Source organism: Candidatus Aminicenantes bacterium (genome assembly GCA_011049425.1).
Classification (GTDB): domain Bacteria; phylum Acidobacteriota; class Aminicenantia; order UBA2199; family UBA2199; genus UBA876.
This window is the reverse complement of sequence record DSBM01000007.1, coordinates 1-17,610: the sequence shown is the minus strand read 5'-3', so window position 1 is coordinate 17,610 and position 17,610 is coordinate 1. Positions and strand designations below refer to the sequence as shown.

Annotated in this window: 14 protein-coding genes and 1 tRNA gene; 4 read left to right on the top strand and 11 right to left on the bottom strand. The window is 56.9% G+C overall.

The window, feature by feature from the left end; all coding sequences use genetic code 11:
• Positions 1-295: 295 nt before the first annotated feature.
• The gene (locus tag ENN40_00535; GenBank protein ID HDP93830.1) at positions 296-1,366 is read right to left on the bottom strand and encodes a DUF362 domain-containing protein; all 1,071 of its coding nucleotides are present in this window, start codon (positions 1,364-1,366) and stop codon (positions 296-298) included.
• Complete coding sequence (locus ENN40_00530) at positions 1,363-2,148, bottom strand: TatD family deoxyribonuclease (protein ID HDP93829.1); 786 nt, start codon at positions 2,146-2,148, stop codon at positions 1,363-1,365. The genes ENN40_00535 and ENN40_00530 overlap by 4 nt, the downstream gene beginning before the upstream one ends.
• A gap of 627 nt (positions 2,149-2,775) precedes the next feature.
• On the opposite strand from ENN40_00530, the gene ENN40_00525 reads away from it, so the two are divergent.
• On the top strand, positions 2,776-4,473 hold the full coding sequence (locus ENN40_00525; GenBank protein HDP93828.1) for a sodium:alanine symporter family protein: 1,698 nt from the start codon (positions 2,776-2,778) through the stop codon (positions 4,471-4,473).
• Positions 4,474-4,867: 394 nt separating this feature from the next.
• On the opposite strand, the gene scpB is transcribed toward ENN40_00525, so the two are convergent.
• The 4 genes from scpB to ENN40_00505 all read right to left on the bottom strand — a co-directional run bounded on the left by scpB (position 4,868) and on the right by ENN40_00505 (position 7,819).
• Positions 4,868-5,464 carry an SMC-Scp complex subunit ScpB gene (gene scpB, locus ENN40_00520; GenBank protein HDP93827.1) on the bottom strand — a complete coding sequence of 199 codons (597 nt, stop codon included), beginning with the start codon at positions 5,462-5,464 and terminating at the stop codon, positions 4,868-4,870.
• Positions 5,439-6,092, bottom strand: coding sequence for a hypothetical protein (locus tag ENN40_00515; protein HDP93826.1), 654 nt, complete (start codon positions 6,090-6,092; stop codon positions 5,439-5,441). Before ENN40_00515 ends, scpB begins: the two co-directional genes overlap by 26 nt.
• Positions 6,093-6,175: 83 nt before the next feature.
• The gene (trpS, locus tag ENN40_00510; GenBank protein HDP93825.1) at positions 6,176-7,174 is read right to left on the bottom strand and encodes a tryptophan--tRNA ligase; all 999 of its coding nucleotides are present in this window, start codon (positions 7,172-7,174) and stop codon (positions 6,176-6,178) included.
• A 3-nt stretch (positions 7,175-7,177) separates the two neighbouring features.
• A complete protein-coding gene (locus tag ENN40_00505; GenBank protein HDP93824.1) occupies positions 7,178-7,819 on the bottom strand; it encodes a site-2 protease family protein in 642 nt (213 codons plus the stop codon).
• Between the two features lie 162 nt (positions 7,820-7,981).
• Between ENN40_00505 and ENN40_00500 the strand changes: the two genes are divergently transcribed.
• The 3 genes from ENN40_00500 to ENN40_00490 all read left to right on the top strand — a co-directional run bounded on the left by ENN40_00500 (position 7,982) and on the right by ENN40_00490 (position 10,024).
• Entirely contained in the window at positions 7,982-8,992 is a 1,011-nt protein-coding gene (locus ENN40_00500; GenBank protein HDP93823.1) for a hypothetical protein, read from the top strand.
• Between the two features lie 63 nt (positions 8,993-9,055).
• Positions 9,056-9,128: transfer RNA gene (locus ENN40_00495), tRNA-Phe, on the top strand.
• A 14-nt stretch (positions 9,129-9,142) separates the two neighbouring features.
• Positions 9,143-10,024, top strand: a complete 882-nt coding sequence (locus tag ENN40_00490) for a hypothetical protein (GenBank protein HDP93822.1) — start codon at positions 9,143-9,145, stop codon at positions 10,022-10,024.
• Between the two features lie 17 nt (positions 10,025-10,041).
• On the opposite strand, the gene ENN40_00485 is transcribed toward ENN40_00490, so the two are convergent.
• The 5 genes from ENN40_00485 to ENN40_00465 form a co-directional block, all read right to left on the bottom strand.
• Complete coding sequence (locus ENN40_00485; GenBank protein HDP93821.1) at positions 10,042-11,079, bottom strand: hypothetical protein; 1,038 nt, start codon at positions 11,077-11,079, stop codon at positions 10,042-10,044.
• A gap of 54 nt (positions 11,080-11,133) precedes the next feature.
• Positions 11,134-12,087 (bottom strand): tetratricopeptide repeat protein, encoded by a 954-nt coding sequence (locus ENN40_00480; protein ID HDP93820.1) that lies wholly within the window; start codon positions 12,085-12,087, stop codon positions 11,134-11,136.
• 43 nt (positions 12,088-12,130) lie between these two features.
• Positions 12,131-13,066 (bottom strand): GWxTD domain-containing protein, encoded by a 936-nt coding sequence (locus ENN40_00475; GenBank protein HDP93819.1) that lies wholly within the window; start codon positions 13,064-13,066, stop codon positions 12,131-12,133.
• Positions 13,035-15,122: a GWxTD domain-containing protein gene (locus ENN40_00470; protein ID HDP93818.1), complete on the bottom strand. Its 2,088-nt coding sequence runs from the start codon at positions 15,120-15,122 to the stop codon at positions 13,035-13,037. Before ENN40_00470 ends, ENN40_00475 begins: the two co-directional genes overlap by 32 nt.
• 74 nt (positions 15,123-15,196) lie before the next feature.
• A partial coding sequence (locus ENN40_00465) for a hypothetical protein (protein ID HDP93817.1) occupies positions 15,197-17,610 on the bottom strand: 2,414 nt, incomplete at its 5' end.

The window sequence follows — 17,610 nt, the reverse complement described above, 5'->3', positions numbered from 1 at the left end:
ATGGGGCCCCGGAACCTGCCGTTTGCGTTCGCTTATGCTTTATGCCCTGCGGGTACTCTTCCTCACAACTGCTTACTGATTCCCAATATATGTTTACCCACACGAAACGTAATAGAACCAAAATTCAAAACAAAAGCTATCGATCCCTGATTCCTTCCCCTCGCCTATAGCCTCTTGCCACTCGCCAATAGCAAAGTTGAAAAGTAGCGGCGAAAAATTTTTCGCCCGTACACTGTCTCCTGCCACCTGTCTTCCTGTCTCCTGATACCTGTCACCTTTTTTTCACTTTTCACTTTCAACTTTTCACTTCAATCAGTTTGTACTCGGTACTACCGAATCCCAGTTTCCGCGCATGATCCAATTGCGCCCGTGAAGGAATATCATGGGCCAGTTGACGAATCGATTTGCCGTTGCTTTTCTCCAGCAGGTCCAGGCCGGCCGCGTCCAGCGCCACGGGATCGGTGGAAACCAGGACCCCCAGGTCGGGCGCAATCGGGTCGTAGCCTTTCATACAGTCGCAGTCCCGGGTGATACGGGTCAGAAAGTTCAGGCAGAGAAGGCGGTTTTCCTTGCCGGCAACGGCTCCCATGGCATGTTCAACCACCTTTTCCTGCAGGTTTGTGTAGGTTTCCTTCCAATTGAATTTGACCGCGTCAAAACGGCAGACCGCCAGGCATTCCCCGCAGCCGATACAAAGGGTGTCATCGATAACGGCGTGACCTTCCAGCAACGAAATGGCGTCCCGGGGGCACCAGTGCACGCATTCGCCGCAAGCCGTGCACTTGGATGCCTTGATGCCGGGCTTCGCGGTTGAATGCTGGATAAGCTTTCCCCTGCGGCTGGAGCATCCCATGCCCAGGTTCTTGAGAGCGCCGCCGAAGCCCGCGGCCACGTGACCGGTGAAATGAGAGACCAGCACCATGTCCTGGCTCTTGACCACCTGGGCGGCGATATTTACACTATGGAAGTGGATTCCCTGAATGGGCACGGACACCTCTTCATCTCCCAGCAAGCCGTCGGCCATGACAATCTGCATACCCGTTGCCTCCGGAGTGAATCCGTGCTCGCGGGCCAGTTCCAGATGTTCGACGGCGTTGCTACGCCGCCCGCGGTACAATGTCGAGGTTTCCGTCAGGAAAGGCAGCCCCTCGCGCCGCCGCACCGCGGCGGCCAACACGGCCATCAGATTGGGGCGCACAAAGCCCCGGGTACCCTCTTCACCAAAATGGGTCTTGACGGCAACCATGTCGCGGGGACGCACAAAGTCCAGCAGATTTTTCTCTTTCAACAGACGACCCAGGGCGGAAGCCAGTTGTTGATCGGTATCGTCTTTGTCCGCGGGAATCCAGTACACAACGGGTTTCATGTTGACCTCCGGGGTATGTGAAAACACTCTTCCAGGCGACGGGCCACCGCGTTAGTGACCGCTTCCGCCTTGACTTCATGCAGCTGAGCCAGGCTGGACACCACTTGCTGTACACGCAGGGGGCGGTTGGCACGACCGCGGAACGGTTCGGGCGAAAGGTAGGGCGAATCGGTTTCAGTAAAAAAACGCCCCATGGGCGTGCGGCGTGCGATCTTTCGCAAAGCGGCGGCGTTGCGGAACGTGATAATGCCGGAAAAAGACAGATCGTATCCACGCCTGATGATTTCAGCGGCGGCTTCCGCTCCGCCGGTAAAACAATGAAACACGACGTGGCCGGGAAACTGCAAACGTTCCAGGGTATCCAGCACCAGCATCTCGGCGTTGCGGGAGTGGATCACCAGGGGCAGGTTGCGCTCCGCCGCCAGAGCGACCTGGCGCTCAAACACACGCTGCTGGTTTTCACGCAGTGACAGGTCGTAATGAAAATCCAACCCCGCTTCACCCAGACCGATGGTCTTGGGGTGATTCAGCATGCGCTCCAGGCGCTGCTCGACTTCGGGGCTGTATTGGTCTGCATTGTGGGGATGAGCCGCGGCCATGAGAAACACCCTGGGGTGAGCGTCCAACGCTTCCAGGCTTCGGCTTTGCGATTCTTTCTCGTAGGGATCGGCCACCGTGACCAGGGCGCTGAAACCGGCATCAAAGCATTCGGTCACGGCCTCAACGCGGCTGGCGTCGAAACTCTCACTATCCAGGTGGCAATGAAAATCGATTTCCTGCATGCAACAATCCTTTTTTTAGTATAACATATCCAACCCATGGGGGCGGACTACAACAGTACAGCTTTAACGCATTCAACTCCGGCAATCGAGTGAATACCAATAAAGGAATGCCTGAACCCGAAGCAATCGGAATCAATCTAAAGTTTTATCGTTGGGATCTATTGCATTTTGTGTGGGCAAATCCGCATCGATGATTGGCGAGGCGTTGTAGAAAGGAGTACTCATGGGGCATACATACCCGCAGGGCATAAAGCATAAGCGAACGCAAGCGTAGGTTCCGGGGACCCATGGTCTGAGACAGGATGGTCGGCTGAGGGGTACTCACCGAAGACGAAAGCCGGCCGCGGTTACATCCCGAACAACCGCCGTGGTCGGTTTAAACCGACGAAGACCGTAATGGGTCCGGACCGAAGTGGTGAGCGATGAATTATGCCCGAGAGGTTACTTTCCAGCAGCTTTTCCCTTTTTTCAAATAGGAATTAGCTCCAGCCCCACCAAACCCACACAGAATGAAGAGAGCCTCCTGTTCTAGTCCATCCCCAATGCGGTTTGCAAGATTTTCACGGCTGTGCTACAAAAAGACTGCCGGAGTTTCAATCCCCGCTCGAATTCAGTCAGGAGGTCGATGTGGATACAGTGAACAATTTTCTGGTCATGCTGGACACCTTTCTGGGAGGCAGCAACTGGTTTCCCCTCCTCTTGCTTGGAACCGGTATCTTTTTTACGCTTTACCTCAAGTTCCCGCAAATCCGCTATTTCCGCCACGCCGGGCGCATCGTGACCGGCAAGTACGAAAAAGACACTTTCCAAGGAGACACGTCTCATTTCCAGTCCCTAGCCACGGCCCTGTCCGGAACCGTGGGTACGGGCAATATCGGCGGCGTGGGACTGGCCATTTATATCGGCGGGCCCGCGGCCCTGTTCTGGATGTGGGCCACCGCTTTCTTCGGCATGTGCACCAAGTTCGTTGAGTGCACCCTTTCGCACAAGTACCGCGAGGTGGACGACAGGGGCTACATCGCCGGCGGCCCCATGTACTACATGAAAAACAAGTTGAACATGCGCTGGCTGGCCGTACTTTTCGCCCTGGGAACGATTATCTGCAGTTTCGGCACCGGCAACATGCCCCAGATCAACAACATCGCCACCTCGATCGAATCCACCTTCCAACTCCCCGCCTGGATTACCGGGGCAGTGTTGTCGGTGTTGCTGGCACTCATCATTATCGGCGGCATCAAGCGCATCGCCAAGGTAACGGAAAAGATCGTCCCCTTCATGGCCGCGGTCTACATTATCGGCGCCTTGAGCGTGATCGTGGTTCACTGGCAGAACGTCCTGCCATCGTTCGCCCTGGTTTTTAAAGGCGTATTTCAGGGCAGCGCCGCGATGGGCGGATTCATGGGCGCCACCATGGCCTACGCGTTCAACCGCGGCGTCAATCGCGGCATTTACTCCAATGAAGCGGGACAGGGCTCGGCCGCCATCGCCCATTCGGCGGCGCGCGCGGATGAGCCCGTATCCGAGGGTATGGTCGCGATCCTGGAACCCTTTATCGACACCCTGGTGATCTGCACCCTGACCGGGCTGACCATCCTGGCGTCCGGAGCCTGGACCCACAAGGTGGACAACGTGTTTCAGCGTGCGGATATGGAAATCGTGGCCGGTCGTTTCCTTCAAGACAACCCCGAGCATGTGACGCGCATGAGCGCTCATATCCGCGGCCTGCAACCGGACGACATCCGCCCCTATTCCGGCGAGTTGGAGGTTCGGGAGGGAAGAATCGCTGCCGATGCCGCCGTGACCGTGATCCACGCGCGCTCAATTGCCGAAGACGTACGCGTACAACAGTGGGGCAATCCTTTTTCCGGACCACTGTTCATAGAAAGAGGTGTTATCCGGGGTCCTGATGTCAGCTTGTCGGGAAAATCCCTGGTTCACAGCGCCGTACTGACCGCCGAAGCCTTCACCAACGGCTTGTTCGGTTACTACGGCCAGTTTATCGTTTCCATCGGGTTGCTGCTGTTCGCTTTTTCAACCGTGATTTCCTGGTCCTACTACGGCGACCGCGCGGTCACTTTCCTGGTGGGCACCCGCTTCCTGATCCCCTACCGCGTTGCCTACATCATGGCTTTCTTTGCCGCCGCCCTCATCGATACCACCGTCGTGTGGTCGCTGGCGGCCGTGGCCGTGGTGTTGATGACCGTCCCCAACCTTTTCGGCATCCTCATGCTTCACAAAGACATGAAGCGTTCGGTTGCCGATTACTGGAAAAAGTTCGAGAGGGAATACCACGACGAGTACAGCCATTTCGGGGTGCATGATTAAGGGCGAGAGGCGAGTGGCCGGGGGCCAGGGGCACAGTCGAAAGTCTAAAGTTAAAAGTCTAAAGGAAAAACAAAAACCCGGAACTTTTACCTTTTCTACAGTTCTCCCGAGATCTCATACATTCTGACTTCTTCAAGTTCTCCCGAGATCCCCGACCTTCTACGTTCTACAGGGCGTTTCGCGAACCGCCCCTGCCACCTGTCTCCTGATACCTGTCATCTTTTTTAAATCCGAAGCACGAAATCCGAAATTCTAAACAAATTCAAATGACCCAAACAAAAAAAACCAGGTTGAGAGAGTTGAGAGAGTTGAGGGCGGAAAAGAAGTGGAATTAGTTGGCAGGAAACAGAGAACCTTGCTTTTTCTTTCGACTTTAGACTTTGACTGTGCCGGCTCATACAGAAAAGAGCGAAGGTTGTTCTTTCTCTTCAAACATTTCCGTCAACTCTTCAAGCGAGGGCAGTTCAGAAAGATCGTTGAGGCCGAAGTACTTGAGAAACTCCCGGGTGGTGGAATAAAGGGCGGGGCGGCCGGGAACTTTCTTGCGTCCGCTGATGCGGATCATCTTTTTCTGCAAAAGGTTTTTGACCGGTCCGATCGAATTTACCCCGCGCATCTCGCAAATCTCCGCAAGCGTCACGGGTTGACGATAAGCCACGATCGACATGGTTTCCAGAGACGCGATCGTGAGCCGTGAATGGGCCCGTACGGCAAAAAACGCTTTCAATTTCTCGTGCCAATCTTTCCGCGTAACCAGTTGCAAACCTCCGCCGCTGCGATGCAACTGCAGGCCCCGATGGGCCCGGGCCAATCGCGCTTCAAAGGCTTCAATCAGTGCCGCAAATTCGGCCGCGTCCCGGCAGGCGAAATAATCCGCCAGGCGGTCCGGCGAGATGGGTTCCCGGGAAACAAAGAGCACGGCCTCCAGGAAAGCCAGGCGATCCTCGACTGAGTTGAATGCGCAATCAGTGTCCATGATCTCCGGATTCATCCCCGGCGGTTTGTTTCCAAACCGAAATGGAATCGAACAGGCGCTTCTGCACCGCCACAACCAGACGCAACTTGACCAGTTCCAGCAGCGTAAAGAAACTCACCAGAACCTCTTCAATGGAGTCCAGCCCGGCCACATAGGCCACGAAATCGATAAATCCGTCGCGGTCCAGCATGCCCAGTATTTCCACCCGTTTCTCTTCAACAGAGTAGTTCTTGCCGGCAATGTAAAAAACCCGCTCCCGTTCACTGCGTTTGACGAGATTCAGGAACAGCTCAGCCAATTGAAAAGAGGAGACCTCTTCGAGTTCGTACTCGCGGATTTCGAAATTTCCCGGTACTTCCTGGCGGCGCCACAGCACCAGTTGCCCGCCTTCCTTTTCCTGCAACAGCCGGGCGATTTTCTGGACCTTGTCGTATTCGACCAGGGAGTGAAGCAGGCGACTCTCTTCGGAATCTTCCACCACGGAATCGGGCTTGGGCAGCAGGGAACGCGACTTAATGTAAATCAGGGTGGACGCGGTCATGAGGAAGTCGCCTTCACGTGAAGGGTTGATGCCGCGCCGATCTTCCAGGTAATGCAGGTATTCCGAGGTAATCTCGGAAATCCGCACATCCATGATGTTCATCCTTTTTTTACGGATCAGGTGTAACAACAGGTCAAGCGGGCCCTCAAAGGACTCGGTCCTAACCCGGTAACCATCCGCCTGCACTAGATCTTTACCTGTTTCCGCACCACGTCCAGGGTGCGGGCGGCCCGTTCCCGGGCCCGCATGTTGCCTGGAGCCAGCAGGTCGTCCAAGTTGACTTTTTCGAACCGGGCCCGCCTTTCGCGCACCGGGTCCAAAAAACGGTTGAGGTTGGCGATCAGGATGCGCTTGCAGTCAATGCAGCCGATAGCGGCGGAACGGCAGCCCTCGTCCACTTGCGCAATTTCCGCGTCCGAACTGAAGGACTGGTGGAAAGCAAATACCGGGCAGTCCCGGGGAACACCGGGATCGGTGCGGCGCTGGCGGCGAATATCCGTTTTCATGGGCAGGATCTTTTTTTTCACGGTTTCGGCGCTGTCGCTGAGGTTGATCACGTTGCCGTAACTCTTGCTCATCTTGCGGCCATCCAATCCGGGCAAGCGCGATTGGGGCGTGAGCAACTCCATGGGTTCCTCAAACACATCGCCGTAAAACTGGTTGAAACGCCGCACCATCTCCCGCGCCAATTCAATGTGAAAAACCTGGTCTGCTCCGACGGGGACGGTGTTTCCACCCACCACGATGATGTCGATCGTCTGCAACAGGGGATAGCCCAGGAAACCGAAGGTATTGAGGTCGCGGTCACTGAGTTGGGCTTTCTGTTCCTTGAATGTGGGAACCCGTTCCAGGCGCCCCAGCGGCGCGATCATGCCAAAGAGCAGAAACAGCTCCGGGATCTCCTTTATCGCCGACTGGCGAAACACCGCACTGCGTTCCGGGTCGATGCCCACGGCCAGCCAGTCCAGCAGCACTTCCTTTACGTTGCCGCTGATGGCGGCCGGGTCCGCGTACTCGGTGGTCAACGCGTGCCAGTCCGCGATGGAAAAGTAGCATTCGCATTCCGCCTGCAGTTTCAGCCAACTCCGCAACGCCCCTTCCCAATGCCCCAGGTGAAGGGGGCCGGTGGGGCGCATGCCACTCATGACAATTCTTTTTTTTACAGGTTTTGTTTCGTTGCACATGGTTTAACTCAGCAACCAGATGACCAGCCGGAAGATGGGGCGGGCGATGATTTCCAGTCCGCCGAAAAAGATCAATGCGAGCAGGATGATGAAGCCGTATTTTTCCATGCTGAGGTAGGCGTTCCGGGCCTCGCCCTTCAGCACCCCCTTGAGGATGGCGCTGCCGTCCAGGGGCGGAATGGGGATCAGGTTGAACACCGCCAGATAGAGGTTGATCAGCACCAGGTAGATCAGCAGCATCGACAGGGGCTGAATGTTTGTCCCTCCCTGGTACAGGCTGACCAGTCCAAACTGTTGCAGCACCTGGAACACCCCGGCCGTGGCCAGGGCCGCCAGGATGTTGGACCCGGGTCCGGACGCGGCCACCAGCATGTGGCAACGCCGCGGGTCCCGGAAATTGCGGGGATTGACGATTACCGGCTTGGCCCAGCCGAATACGGGAGCGCCCATCAAGGCCAGGATCAGGGGAAAAAGGATGGTGCCGACCGGATCGATATGCACCACGGGGTTGAGGCTGACCCGGCCCATGAAGCGCGCGGTGGCATCTCCGCAGCGGTCAGCCATCCAGGCATGAGCCGCCTCGTGGATCGAGATGGCAAATAACACAACGGCGAACTGAATCACGATGAGGAGTACCCGGTGCATGGGCTTCCACTTTAGCACAGCGCGGCAAATCCGTCAACCAATGAGGGTTTCGGCAAATATCAGCATTCACGTTGTTTGACTTTCTATTCACGCCTTGCTATGCTAAAACCCATTGATTCCTGCGCCCCAAATCCATTCGGGGCTCCAAAAGAGGAGGAAGTCATGAAGAGGTTCGTCGCCGTTATTCTGGTTATCGCCTTTGCAGCCGGCGCCGCCATACTCCAGGCCGACAAGAAGGCCGAGTTGTACCTGGCTGCCATTACTGAGAAAGACCCCGAGCTCAAAATGCAGAAGCTCGAGGAATACATGGACACATACGGCAAAAAAAAGAAATACCAGAGCCCGACCCTGTTTCTCCACCTGGTGGAAACCGCCGGCGCTTTGAAGCAATACGATAAAGTCGAAAAATACGCGGCCATGGCCTTGAAAAACCAGCAGATGTCGGCCATGGACAAAGCCATGGTAAATCTGCAACTGGCTTACACGCAAATCTACGCCAAAAAAGATCTTGCGGCCGCCACCAAGATCGCCGACGAGATCCTTGAGTTCACCGGCACGGCGGACAGCGCCCAGGTGGAACGCCTGCTCACCGCGCCGGCCCTGCGCATCCAGATCGCGGCCCTGGAAGCCCGGGCCGAAGGTGAAGAGGATATCATCAAGGCATTGGAAAATTCCATCCGCGTGTACCGCATCGATCATTCCGCCCGCTCGGCCGGCTTTGTATTTCACTTCAGCAAGAAACTCTACAGCGAATACAACAATATCAAAAAAGCCATCGAGGGACTGAAGGTGATTGCCGATATCCCCAACGCCGATCTGGAACACCAGGACCAGTTGGCCGCATGGTTGGTCCGGGAGGGCATCGAGAACGAGGCGCGCAAGTACCTCAAGCTCTCATACGCACGAGAGAAAACCGCGCGCAAAGCCCATACCATCGGCAAACTCACCTATATCGTCGACCTGGACGAGGGATTGCGCTACCTGGCCGAAGCGGTTGCGCTGGAAGAAGCCCCCTATTCCACTGACGCCCGCGAACTCATGCTGGAAAACGTGACCGTTGAGGAACCGCAAGTTGCGGAAGGTGAAACCGTCGACCAGGAAGCCCTGCGCCAGGCGCACGAGCAGGCCGTTGAAAAACTGGTGGAAGAGGCCCGTTCCCGCCTCAACCAGTAAACACGTCAGCCCCGCCCGGGGCTTGACGCCGGCTTTGCATTGGGGTATGATTGGGCTGAATTTGCCGGGATAGCTCAGTAGGTAGAGCGAGGGACTGAAAATCCCTGCGTCCGTGGTTCGATTCCGCGTCCCGGCAAATCATCTTTCTCAATGAAACCCATTACATTTCCGCCTGAATTTGACCCCTTGACCAGGTACTTTTCCAACCTGGCGGCGCAACGCTATTCCTGTCGCACTTTTAACGGCGCGCCTTTGCCGGGTTCCGCCCGATCACAACTTCTGGCTGCGATTGCATCCCTGAACCGCACCGCCCCGGCCCCTCTGCGCCTGGCCCTTTTTGATGCCTCCGATCTGCGCAAAGAGAACCTGTTTACCACCGGTACTTACGGCATGATCCGCCGGCCCGCCGCTTACCTGGCCGGCATCACTGCACCTGAAAACACGTCGGATTGGCTGGAGTTCGGCAGGTCAATGCAGACGACCCTCATGCTGGCCACTTTTCTAGAGATCCAGAGTTGCTGGATCGGAGGCGTTTTCGACCGCCGCACCTGTGGACAAGTCCTGAACCTTGCTCCTGAGGAAAAGGTTCCCGCCGTGGTGGCCCTGGGCATTGCCGCGCCACGCCGCACCGTGCGCGACCGCCTGGTTCGCTGGAGCTCGGGCCGAGGCTTGCGCCGCCCCATCGGAAAATTGTGTTTCCACCGCGACTGGGGCGAACCATTTGAGCCCTCCAGCCGTCCCGACCTGGCCCCCCTGCTGGAAAACCTGCGCCGGGCCCCTTCCGCATCCAATCGCCAGCCCTGGCGCGTGTTGGTCAGGGAAAATGAACTCAACCTGTACCTGGCACGCACTCCCGGCTATCGGCGCCTAGTTCCCGCGGTCGACCTGCAAACCATAGACATGGGCATTGCCGCCGCTCACCTGGAATGGAGCGCGCGCGAAAGAGGCTTCAACCTGGAGTGGGGCGATCCGCCGCCACAGGCTTCCTCAGACGTCGAACCCATCCTGACCGCGAGCATCGGGTCCGCATAACCGCATTACATTCCCCATTAGTGGGTGGCGGCTTTGGTTTTCTTTTCGCGAACCCGCTGAGCCGCGGCCTGCATCAGGCGCGCAAACTCTTTCTCTTGTTCATCCGCGGAAAGATCCGCGGCATGCACGTTAAAAAACAGGTGCTCCAGCAGGCGCCGCGCCCGGGTAACTGTTTCCCCTTCTCCACTCTGCACGGCTTCGGCCAGGTAATCGAGCGCTTCCTTTAGACGGCTCTTCTGCAACAATTTGCCGATGGTATACGCCACCGCGGGGTCGCGCTTCATGCCATGGGAAGTAATCAGCAGCTCGGCGGCTAGGTCGGAACGCTCATCCTGTGAATGCCAGAAGGCCAGGCGATTCAGATACTCGGGCCGGGCAAGGGGAGACCGGCACAGGGCTTGCAGGGCCGCAACCGCGGCCGCGCGCCCATGCTCATCCAGGCGGGCGCGCAAGGCGGTTTCGTACAATTCCTTGCCGGCTTCTTCATTGGCATCCAATTCCAGCGCGAAAACTCCCGATTGGAGCGCACTGTGCCAGTCCTTCGCGTTTGTTGCCCGGCTTGCAAGCAGTCGCATAGACAGGCGTTGCGCCGGGGCCACGAATTGCTTCCAGATCAAGGCATCCGCCCGGGTGGGATCCACCACCCGCGCCAACTCGCGGATGAATGCCGCGTACCGCAAAGCTTTGCCGGTGTTGACGCCCTGCTCCTCGCATGCCCGGGCCACGTAAAAATAGAGGGCCATCTTGAGACGGGGATTGTTCCAGTCCCGGGCAAGACCCTCTTCACCGTAACGCAGGACCAGGGGGAAATTGCGGATCTGATAGGCGGTATCGGTCAGGTGAAGCAACAGGTTGCGGTCAATCTCGCTTTTTTCGGGGTCCCTCAGGCTGCTGCGATAGAAATCCTCCAGGGCCGACATGCGCACAAACGGATCGGGAATGGTTACGATGGACGCCAGGTTGTCCCTGGATTGCGTAGCCTCTTGCGCTTGGAAAACTCCCGCAAACGTGAACACCAGCAAAACCAGGCAAATTTTCGCGGTTGAGTGGCTCATGTGTTCATTCCCGCCCGCTCCCGCAGTGAGCGGGGCGCGAAAACATCGTGTTTTTCAGGCTTCCGGCAGGGAACTGAGCAATTCCTGCACAATGGCGGCCTGCTCACCCTCGGGCTCCAGTTCCAAAAATTTCTGGAAACTGGCCCGGGCGGCCGCGAAATCCCCCTTGTTCAAGTAGGAATATCCCAGCTTCTGATGCGGCAGGCTCCAGTCGGGCTTGACTTCAGCCGCCATCTGATAGTACTTGATGGCCAGGTCCACGTTGTTGTTGTTGAAATTGATCTCGGCCACGTTATAGGCCAGGATTTCGTCTTCGGGGTTCAGGCTGATTGCCTGCTGAAAATACTGGTTGGCCTGGTCAAAATCCTGGCGTTGAATGCTGATGGCCCCCAGGTTGCCCAGCGCCTGGGCGTGCACGCTGTTGTCTTCTTTGGCAGTCGCCAATTCGGCCACCCTGGTGTATATTTCTTCGGCCTTGTCCAGGTCGCGCTTCTCTCGGTAACAATCACCGATCTTAAACAACACCGCGTACATCTCCGGGTGTTTGTCCAGGATCTTCTGGAACTCAACAATCGCCTCGTCGAATTCGCGATCCTGGAAGTGGGTGTTTCCCTGTTCCAGGTATTCCAGCAGGTCTTCATGCATAATGGGCTGCTCGGCCTTTTTCAGTGTATGTATGACCTTGTCATTGCGATTCAATTGACTGACCGCGACCAGTTGTTGGGACGGGATGTAGCCATCCGCGGTCACAACAATGCGGAACTGTCCGCTGCCCAGACCGATCACCGCCCACTCCCCCTTCTCGTCGGTGGTGGTTTTAAACTTGGAAACCTCATCTTCGAAAATCAATTCCACCTGCGCGCCGGCAATGGGATTGCCCGCTTCATCCTTTACTTCACCGCTCAATCTGGCTTTGCCACGGCTGAAACGCTGTGCCTCCATGGGGGGGGCCAGCAGGCCGACAGCGATCACCGTCACTACCAAAACAATCCATACTCTGTGCTTCATGGTTGCCTCCGACTATTGCATTGCATATCGATTATCCGCCGGGTCAGCGCACCCGGACATTCACACTCTGCTCAGCCACTTTGTCATCCCCTTTATTGGAGACACGCACCGTCAAAACATAATCGCCGGCGGCGCCGGCTTCGGCCGGAAAGTCAAGTTTGTATCCGCGGCTCACCTGGTCGAGTTGCTTTTCCGTGATTGAAAAGGCATAGGCGCGATTCATGCTCCAAACCTCGCTTTCATCCGCGCTGGTTAACGCGGCCTGGACTTCGAGTACGGCTTTGTACTCATCACCCTCCCGGGTGAACAGCAACAGGGCATAGGGAATCTCCAGGTTTACCCTGAGCGTGCCCACGCCTTCCGCTTTGGTATCGATACCAAAATTGGGCCGCACGTCTTTTTCCAGGGCTTCATGGGGCTTATTCAGCATGATCTGGGCCTGGGACACCGCGTTGAGATAATAGGCGTTGGCCGCGGCCATCTCGTACTTGCCCTGGTGAAAGCGGTCCACGAAAATGATGGGGAAAAAACCGTAGCGCCACACTTCGACCGGGGGTTCATAGAAACTATAGCCCATGGGATAAACCTGGCGGTGATCCGGCGGCCCCAGCAGCACGAAAACACGGCCGCGGTCGGTCAACCAGCCCTCATTGCCCTCACTGCGGAACAAGCGGTTGGCCTCCTGAACCCGGGCGTAATAGGTTTCTTTGTATTCGTTGCGCTCCGTGTCCGGCGTGAGATCACGGCGGCGCCAGAAATTGCGGCGGAACTCGGCCCGCTCTTCAGCGGGAATGTTGACGTATTGTTTGCGCTCTTCCGTGGTGATGATGTAGCGAACCTCCTGGATGAACTCACGATCACCGGGAGGCAATTGCTTTTCCATGCGCTGCAGGTGGCTGCAGGCGGACAAACCAATCAGGAGAACCAATAAAAAAGCAACCCCGATGTTATTGCGGTTTTTGATTTGATTTCGCGCCATCTTTTTTCTCCGTTTTCAGTTTCTCAACCATCTCCCGCACCGACGGCTGGTTGGGCTCCTCTTCCAGGGAGCGGGTAAACAAACGGATGGCCTCATCCCGGTTGCCCAGGTGCATGAGGGATTCGCCCATGACATTGAGGACATGACGGTTGATGCCGTTGTGTTTCAGGTACTCTTCTCCCAGGTCCAGCGCGCTCTGCCAATCCCCGCGGCGACGCGCCAGCTCCACGCGGATCATCAGGAACATGTTCTTGTGTTCACCCTCCAGGAACGGGCGGATCACATCGGGAAGGCGATCATACTCTTTCAGGTAGAGCAAGAGACCCGCATAATCCCTGGCGTAAAGAGGCGAAAGCGGATCAGCGTTGTGAGCACGTTCCAGCAGGCCCCGGGCCTTGTCGAGTTTTCCCGACAGGCGGTACTGGTTGCCCAGGATGTGGCTGTTCACCGCGGCTTTGTCCCGAGAATAGGGCAGCGACATGACCACGGCCCGCCGCAGCCGGTAAGGCGCGATATAGAAGGAAGCCTGCTCCTGCAGTACCGGCCGCTGGTTGTGATCCATCACGCGGACATCCACATTAAAATAATCGGTGGGAAAATCCTGCAGGGGCAGCGATAAAAACACATTGTCCGTGGCCGGCATCTCGGCCATTGCCAACTTCTTTGACCACACCACTTTTTTATCGCGGTCGGCGCGGATGGCCGCCTCGATCCGCCCCGACGCTTTCAACTCTGCGGGCACATCGTACAATTGGAAATGCAGGGTGAGGGTGTCCGAGGAGTTGAAATCGTTGCGCGGAGAGGGCACCAACTGGGTATCGCCCAGGAGAAACGGCTTAAAACGAGCTCCGGAATCCGGGGTGGTATGGTGGGAGAGCAGGAGGGGAGACATGCCCAAACCCTGGTAGTCCGGAACCAGCATATCGCCCTCGATGGTGGTGAATTCATCCCGGGCCGAATTGCGCAACAGGATGTTGTATTTGAAAACGCCGCTCATCACGGGAATCAGGTCCTGGAAACTGAATGAGCGCGAGGTCAGGGCGGAAGTCCGGCCGGCTTCCATTTTGACGGGGCTCTTGCGGTTGAACTGGTGAATGGTCTTTCCCTCCAGATCGGTGATGCGTCCGCTGACCTCAATGGTGGTATACAGGTCATCATCGTAGCGTTCCAGGGTCAGGCGTTTGGGCTCAATAATGTAGTGCAAAAACGCGATCCCCGATCGATCCCGCAACACGCGTACCATGGCGTCCCGCTCCACGTAGTTGACCAGGTAGTTGACATTGACAATTCCCCGGTACTTCACGATTTTTTCAGCGTAACCCGTGTTCACCTTGACGCTGGGAGCCTGGGGGATCTTGGAGTTGATCAAAATCTCGGAAGAGATGGACGGGGATCCGGTCACATGGGTTTCGTTGGGGTAGAGTGTCAGCGAAACATTGGCGATGGCCGGATCCACCCTGTACAACTCGTTGTAAGCGGCCTGGTGGTCGACCACATCGCCCCGGAAGTTGTTCAAGAGCGCCGCAGGGCCGTACTTGATGGGACTGTAGAGGCGAAAAGTTTCCGTGGGACTGTGTTTGAAAAACACCACGTTAAACGCGTTGTAGAGTCCCATTTCCGGTTTGGGCGAGTAAAACCAAACCTCCATGTTCTTGACTTCCGACAGGTTGTAGTACTTGTTGACCTGGTTGGCTTTACCTAGGATAATGTAGATCTTTCCCTGGTCGGAACGCCATCCCGGCGCGGGTTCTTCCCGGCCATACCAGAGGTTGGCATAGGCGATGCGCTCCATGTGTTCAGTGCGGAATTCGTTTTCTTCGGTATTGGGATTGGGATCCCGCTGTTTCCAGAACGCCTCGATAAAGATATCCCGCTCGCGGTCATTATCCAGCTGCAGGAAAGCGTTTTTCTCAACCTGGGTGATGATGTAAACAACCTCCTCGGTCAGCCATTTACGGTATTTTTCGGGAAGGTCGGATATCTTTCGCGTGGCCGCCTGCAGGCAATACATCCCCAGCAGCAACCCCGGCAGAACCACGGCAAGAACTCGTTTCATGCACTGTCTCCTGATGCCATCATGTTACCACAATCATGGGCCAAAACAAAGGCGGACCCGCCCTGCTTTTGACCTCAGTCGAATACAAGCGGCGCGTACATTGCCCGGACTTCCACCTTGCGCACTTTGGATACCTCACGCCAATTCAACCGCAGCTGTTCAGTCTCCATGACCACCGGGTAAAGAGAGATCCCATCTTTTGTAGACACCTTTACTTGCAGGGGAATCACAAAATCCGCGTCCTGGGTCAACTTTACTTTCACTTCATTGCCGCTGAAACGGGTGGCCACATCCAATCGCGGCAGGCGGCGCGAGTAAATCCAGGCGGCAAAGAATTGTTTCAGCCTGGGACTGCCTTCACTGAAAGCCGCAATGAACTGCGATGAAGTCAGGCTGTGGTAGCGCCTGTTTTCCAATATCGCCCGCAAGCGACGAAACACCTCTTTTTCGCCCAGGATCTCGGTGAGCATGGCGAACGCCAGCGCGGAACGGTTGTAGACCACGCTCTGCACGGCTTCCACATCGTCGCCGAGATTGCGGATACGCGGTCCGTAAACCGGGGGACCGACATGACTGTGGCGCACCACCCAGCGCTTCATGTCGCGCACCGCCGCGGCATACGCCCGATCGGACAAGTGTTTTTTGTGAAAAAACAGGGTGGAGAACTGCGCCAGTCCCTCGGTGATCCAGATATCCCGATAGGAATTCCACGAAACTTCCCCTCCCCACCACTGATGCGCCAGTTCGTGAACCAGGCTGTCACGGTACAGATCCGTGATAATCACGGGACGATTGCCCATAATGCGACGCCGCAGGGTTTCTTTGCGACTCTCGCGGGGTCCGGGCACGTTGAGAACCACCAGGCCCTGGTTGCTGATGCCGCCGTATTCGTGCCAGCGCCGCAACACCAGGTTGATCACCCTGGACGTGGGAAGTCCGTAGGCTTCCACCAGAAAGTCGACTGCAGGCTGTATATCACTGATTTCGAGCTTGCGCTGCATCACCAGGTCGCGGGCGGCGTACACCTCAACGGCTACCGCCGCCTCCACCCGCATGCGCGGCATGAAATCGCCACACACCAGTCCCAGGCCTTTGACCGCCGGGCTTTTGAAACGCAACATTCGCTGTCCCGCCGCCACCGTTTCGGATTCAAGCTGTCCCGAAACCAGGCAGCGGTAACGCGCCGGCAGCGAGATCCGTACATCCATCTCCTGGAATCGATGGGTTTCCAGGCCGGGATAAAAGCGGGTGTCGCGATTCCATAAAATGAACGGGTCCCAGTCGCGACGCGGATCACTGAAACGCTCATCCCACCGGGGAACGTTATCACCCTCCGCGGGCTCAATTTTGCCCGAGTAGCGGATCATGACATCGCGCATGCGTTCACCGCGCAGGTAACGCACAACCCCGCCGGGGCTGAACACCTCGACTTTGGGCGCGGTTTTCGACAAAGCCGCGTGAACCGTCATTTGCGGGTTGAGAACAAAGCGCATGAACCCGGTGTCTCTTTTGAACCGCAAGTGCGACGTCCCCTGCACCCGGCGCGACGCCGGATCAAGAATCAGCTCCAGGTCCAGCTTGTCCAAGTAATCCTGCGCGTTCAAGGAGATCTTTATTCCGGCTTCGCGATTGTAACTGAGCAGGTAGCGCCAGGCCGGTAATTCCACCATGGTGGTATCGGGCACGAAACTGGGGTTATGCTGAAAATGAAAAAAAGCGCCGCCCGCTTCCTTGAACATCATAAGGCTGAGCGAATCGGAAAAACGCGGATACCAGTATTCATTAAAACCAGGAACAAATATGCCGAACTGGCGGTTGAACCGTTCCAGCAATGGTTGGTGAGCGGCCGCCGGCGTCTCGGACTCGGTGGAAACCGCATCCGATTCAATCATATGCAGGGTTAAGCGCGAATCCGACAACCACACCAATGAATCGAAATCCGCCGTCATCTCGGAACCACCGCGCAAACGCCTCAGGGTCAGCCGCTCTTCCGCATCCGCAGGCGTCACGTGAAAGTCGCCCCGGCCGGAAAACAACAGCAGGCGCCCGAACGGCCGCGCCACGAGGGCCGCTCCCGCGTGCAGGCGCAGGCGGGCGTCCCCACGCACAATTTCTACCCCCCGGGAATCAACGGCGGAAAACCCCCGGATGTACTCAAGCGGATAGAGCATGCGGGTCAACTCCAGGCGGGAAAACCGCCCCTGGTCCGCCTGGAATGCCAGATGCACGATCTCCGCGTGCAGGGGGAACTTGACATACGCGGTGGCCTGGTCCGCCGCTTCCTCTACCAGGCGCAGGTCCCGCGCCTCGCGGAAATAATCCGTCAAAACAGCATAACTGGAGTCGGCAAACACTTGCGGCAATCTCGCGAAATGACCCGCCCGCAGCACTTCCTCAAGGCGAAAAATGGGGGATTCCGTGCCGACCAGGGGCAACACGACAAACAACCACAGAATCGGCGTGACCAGGCGGCTGACGCGGCGCGGAT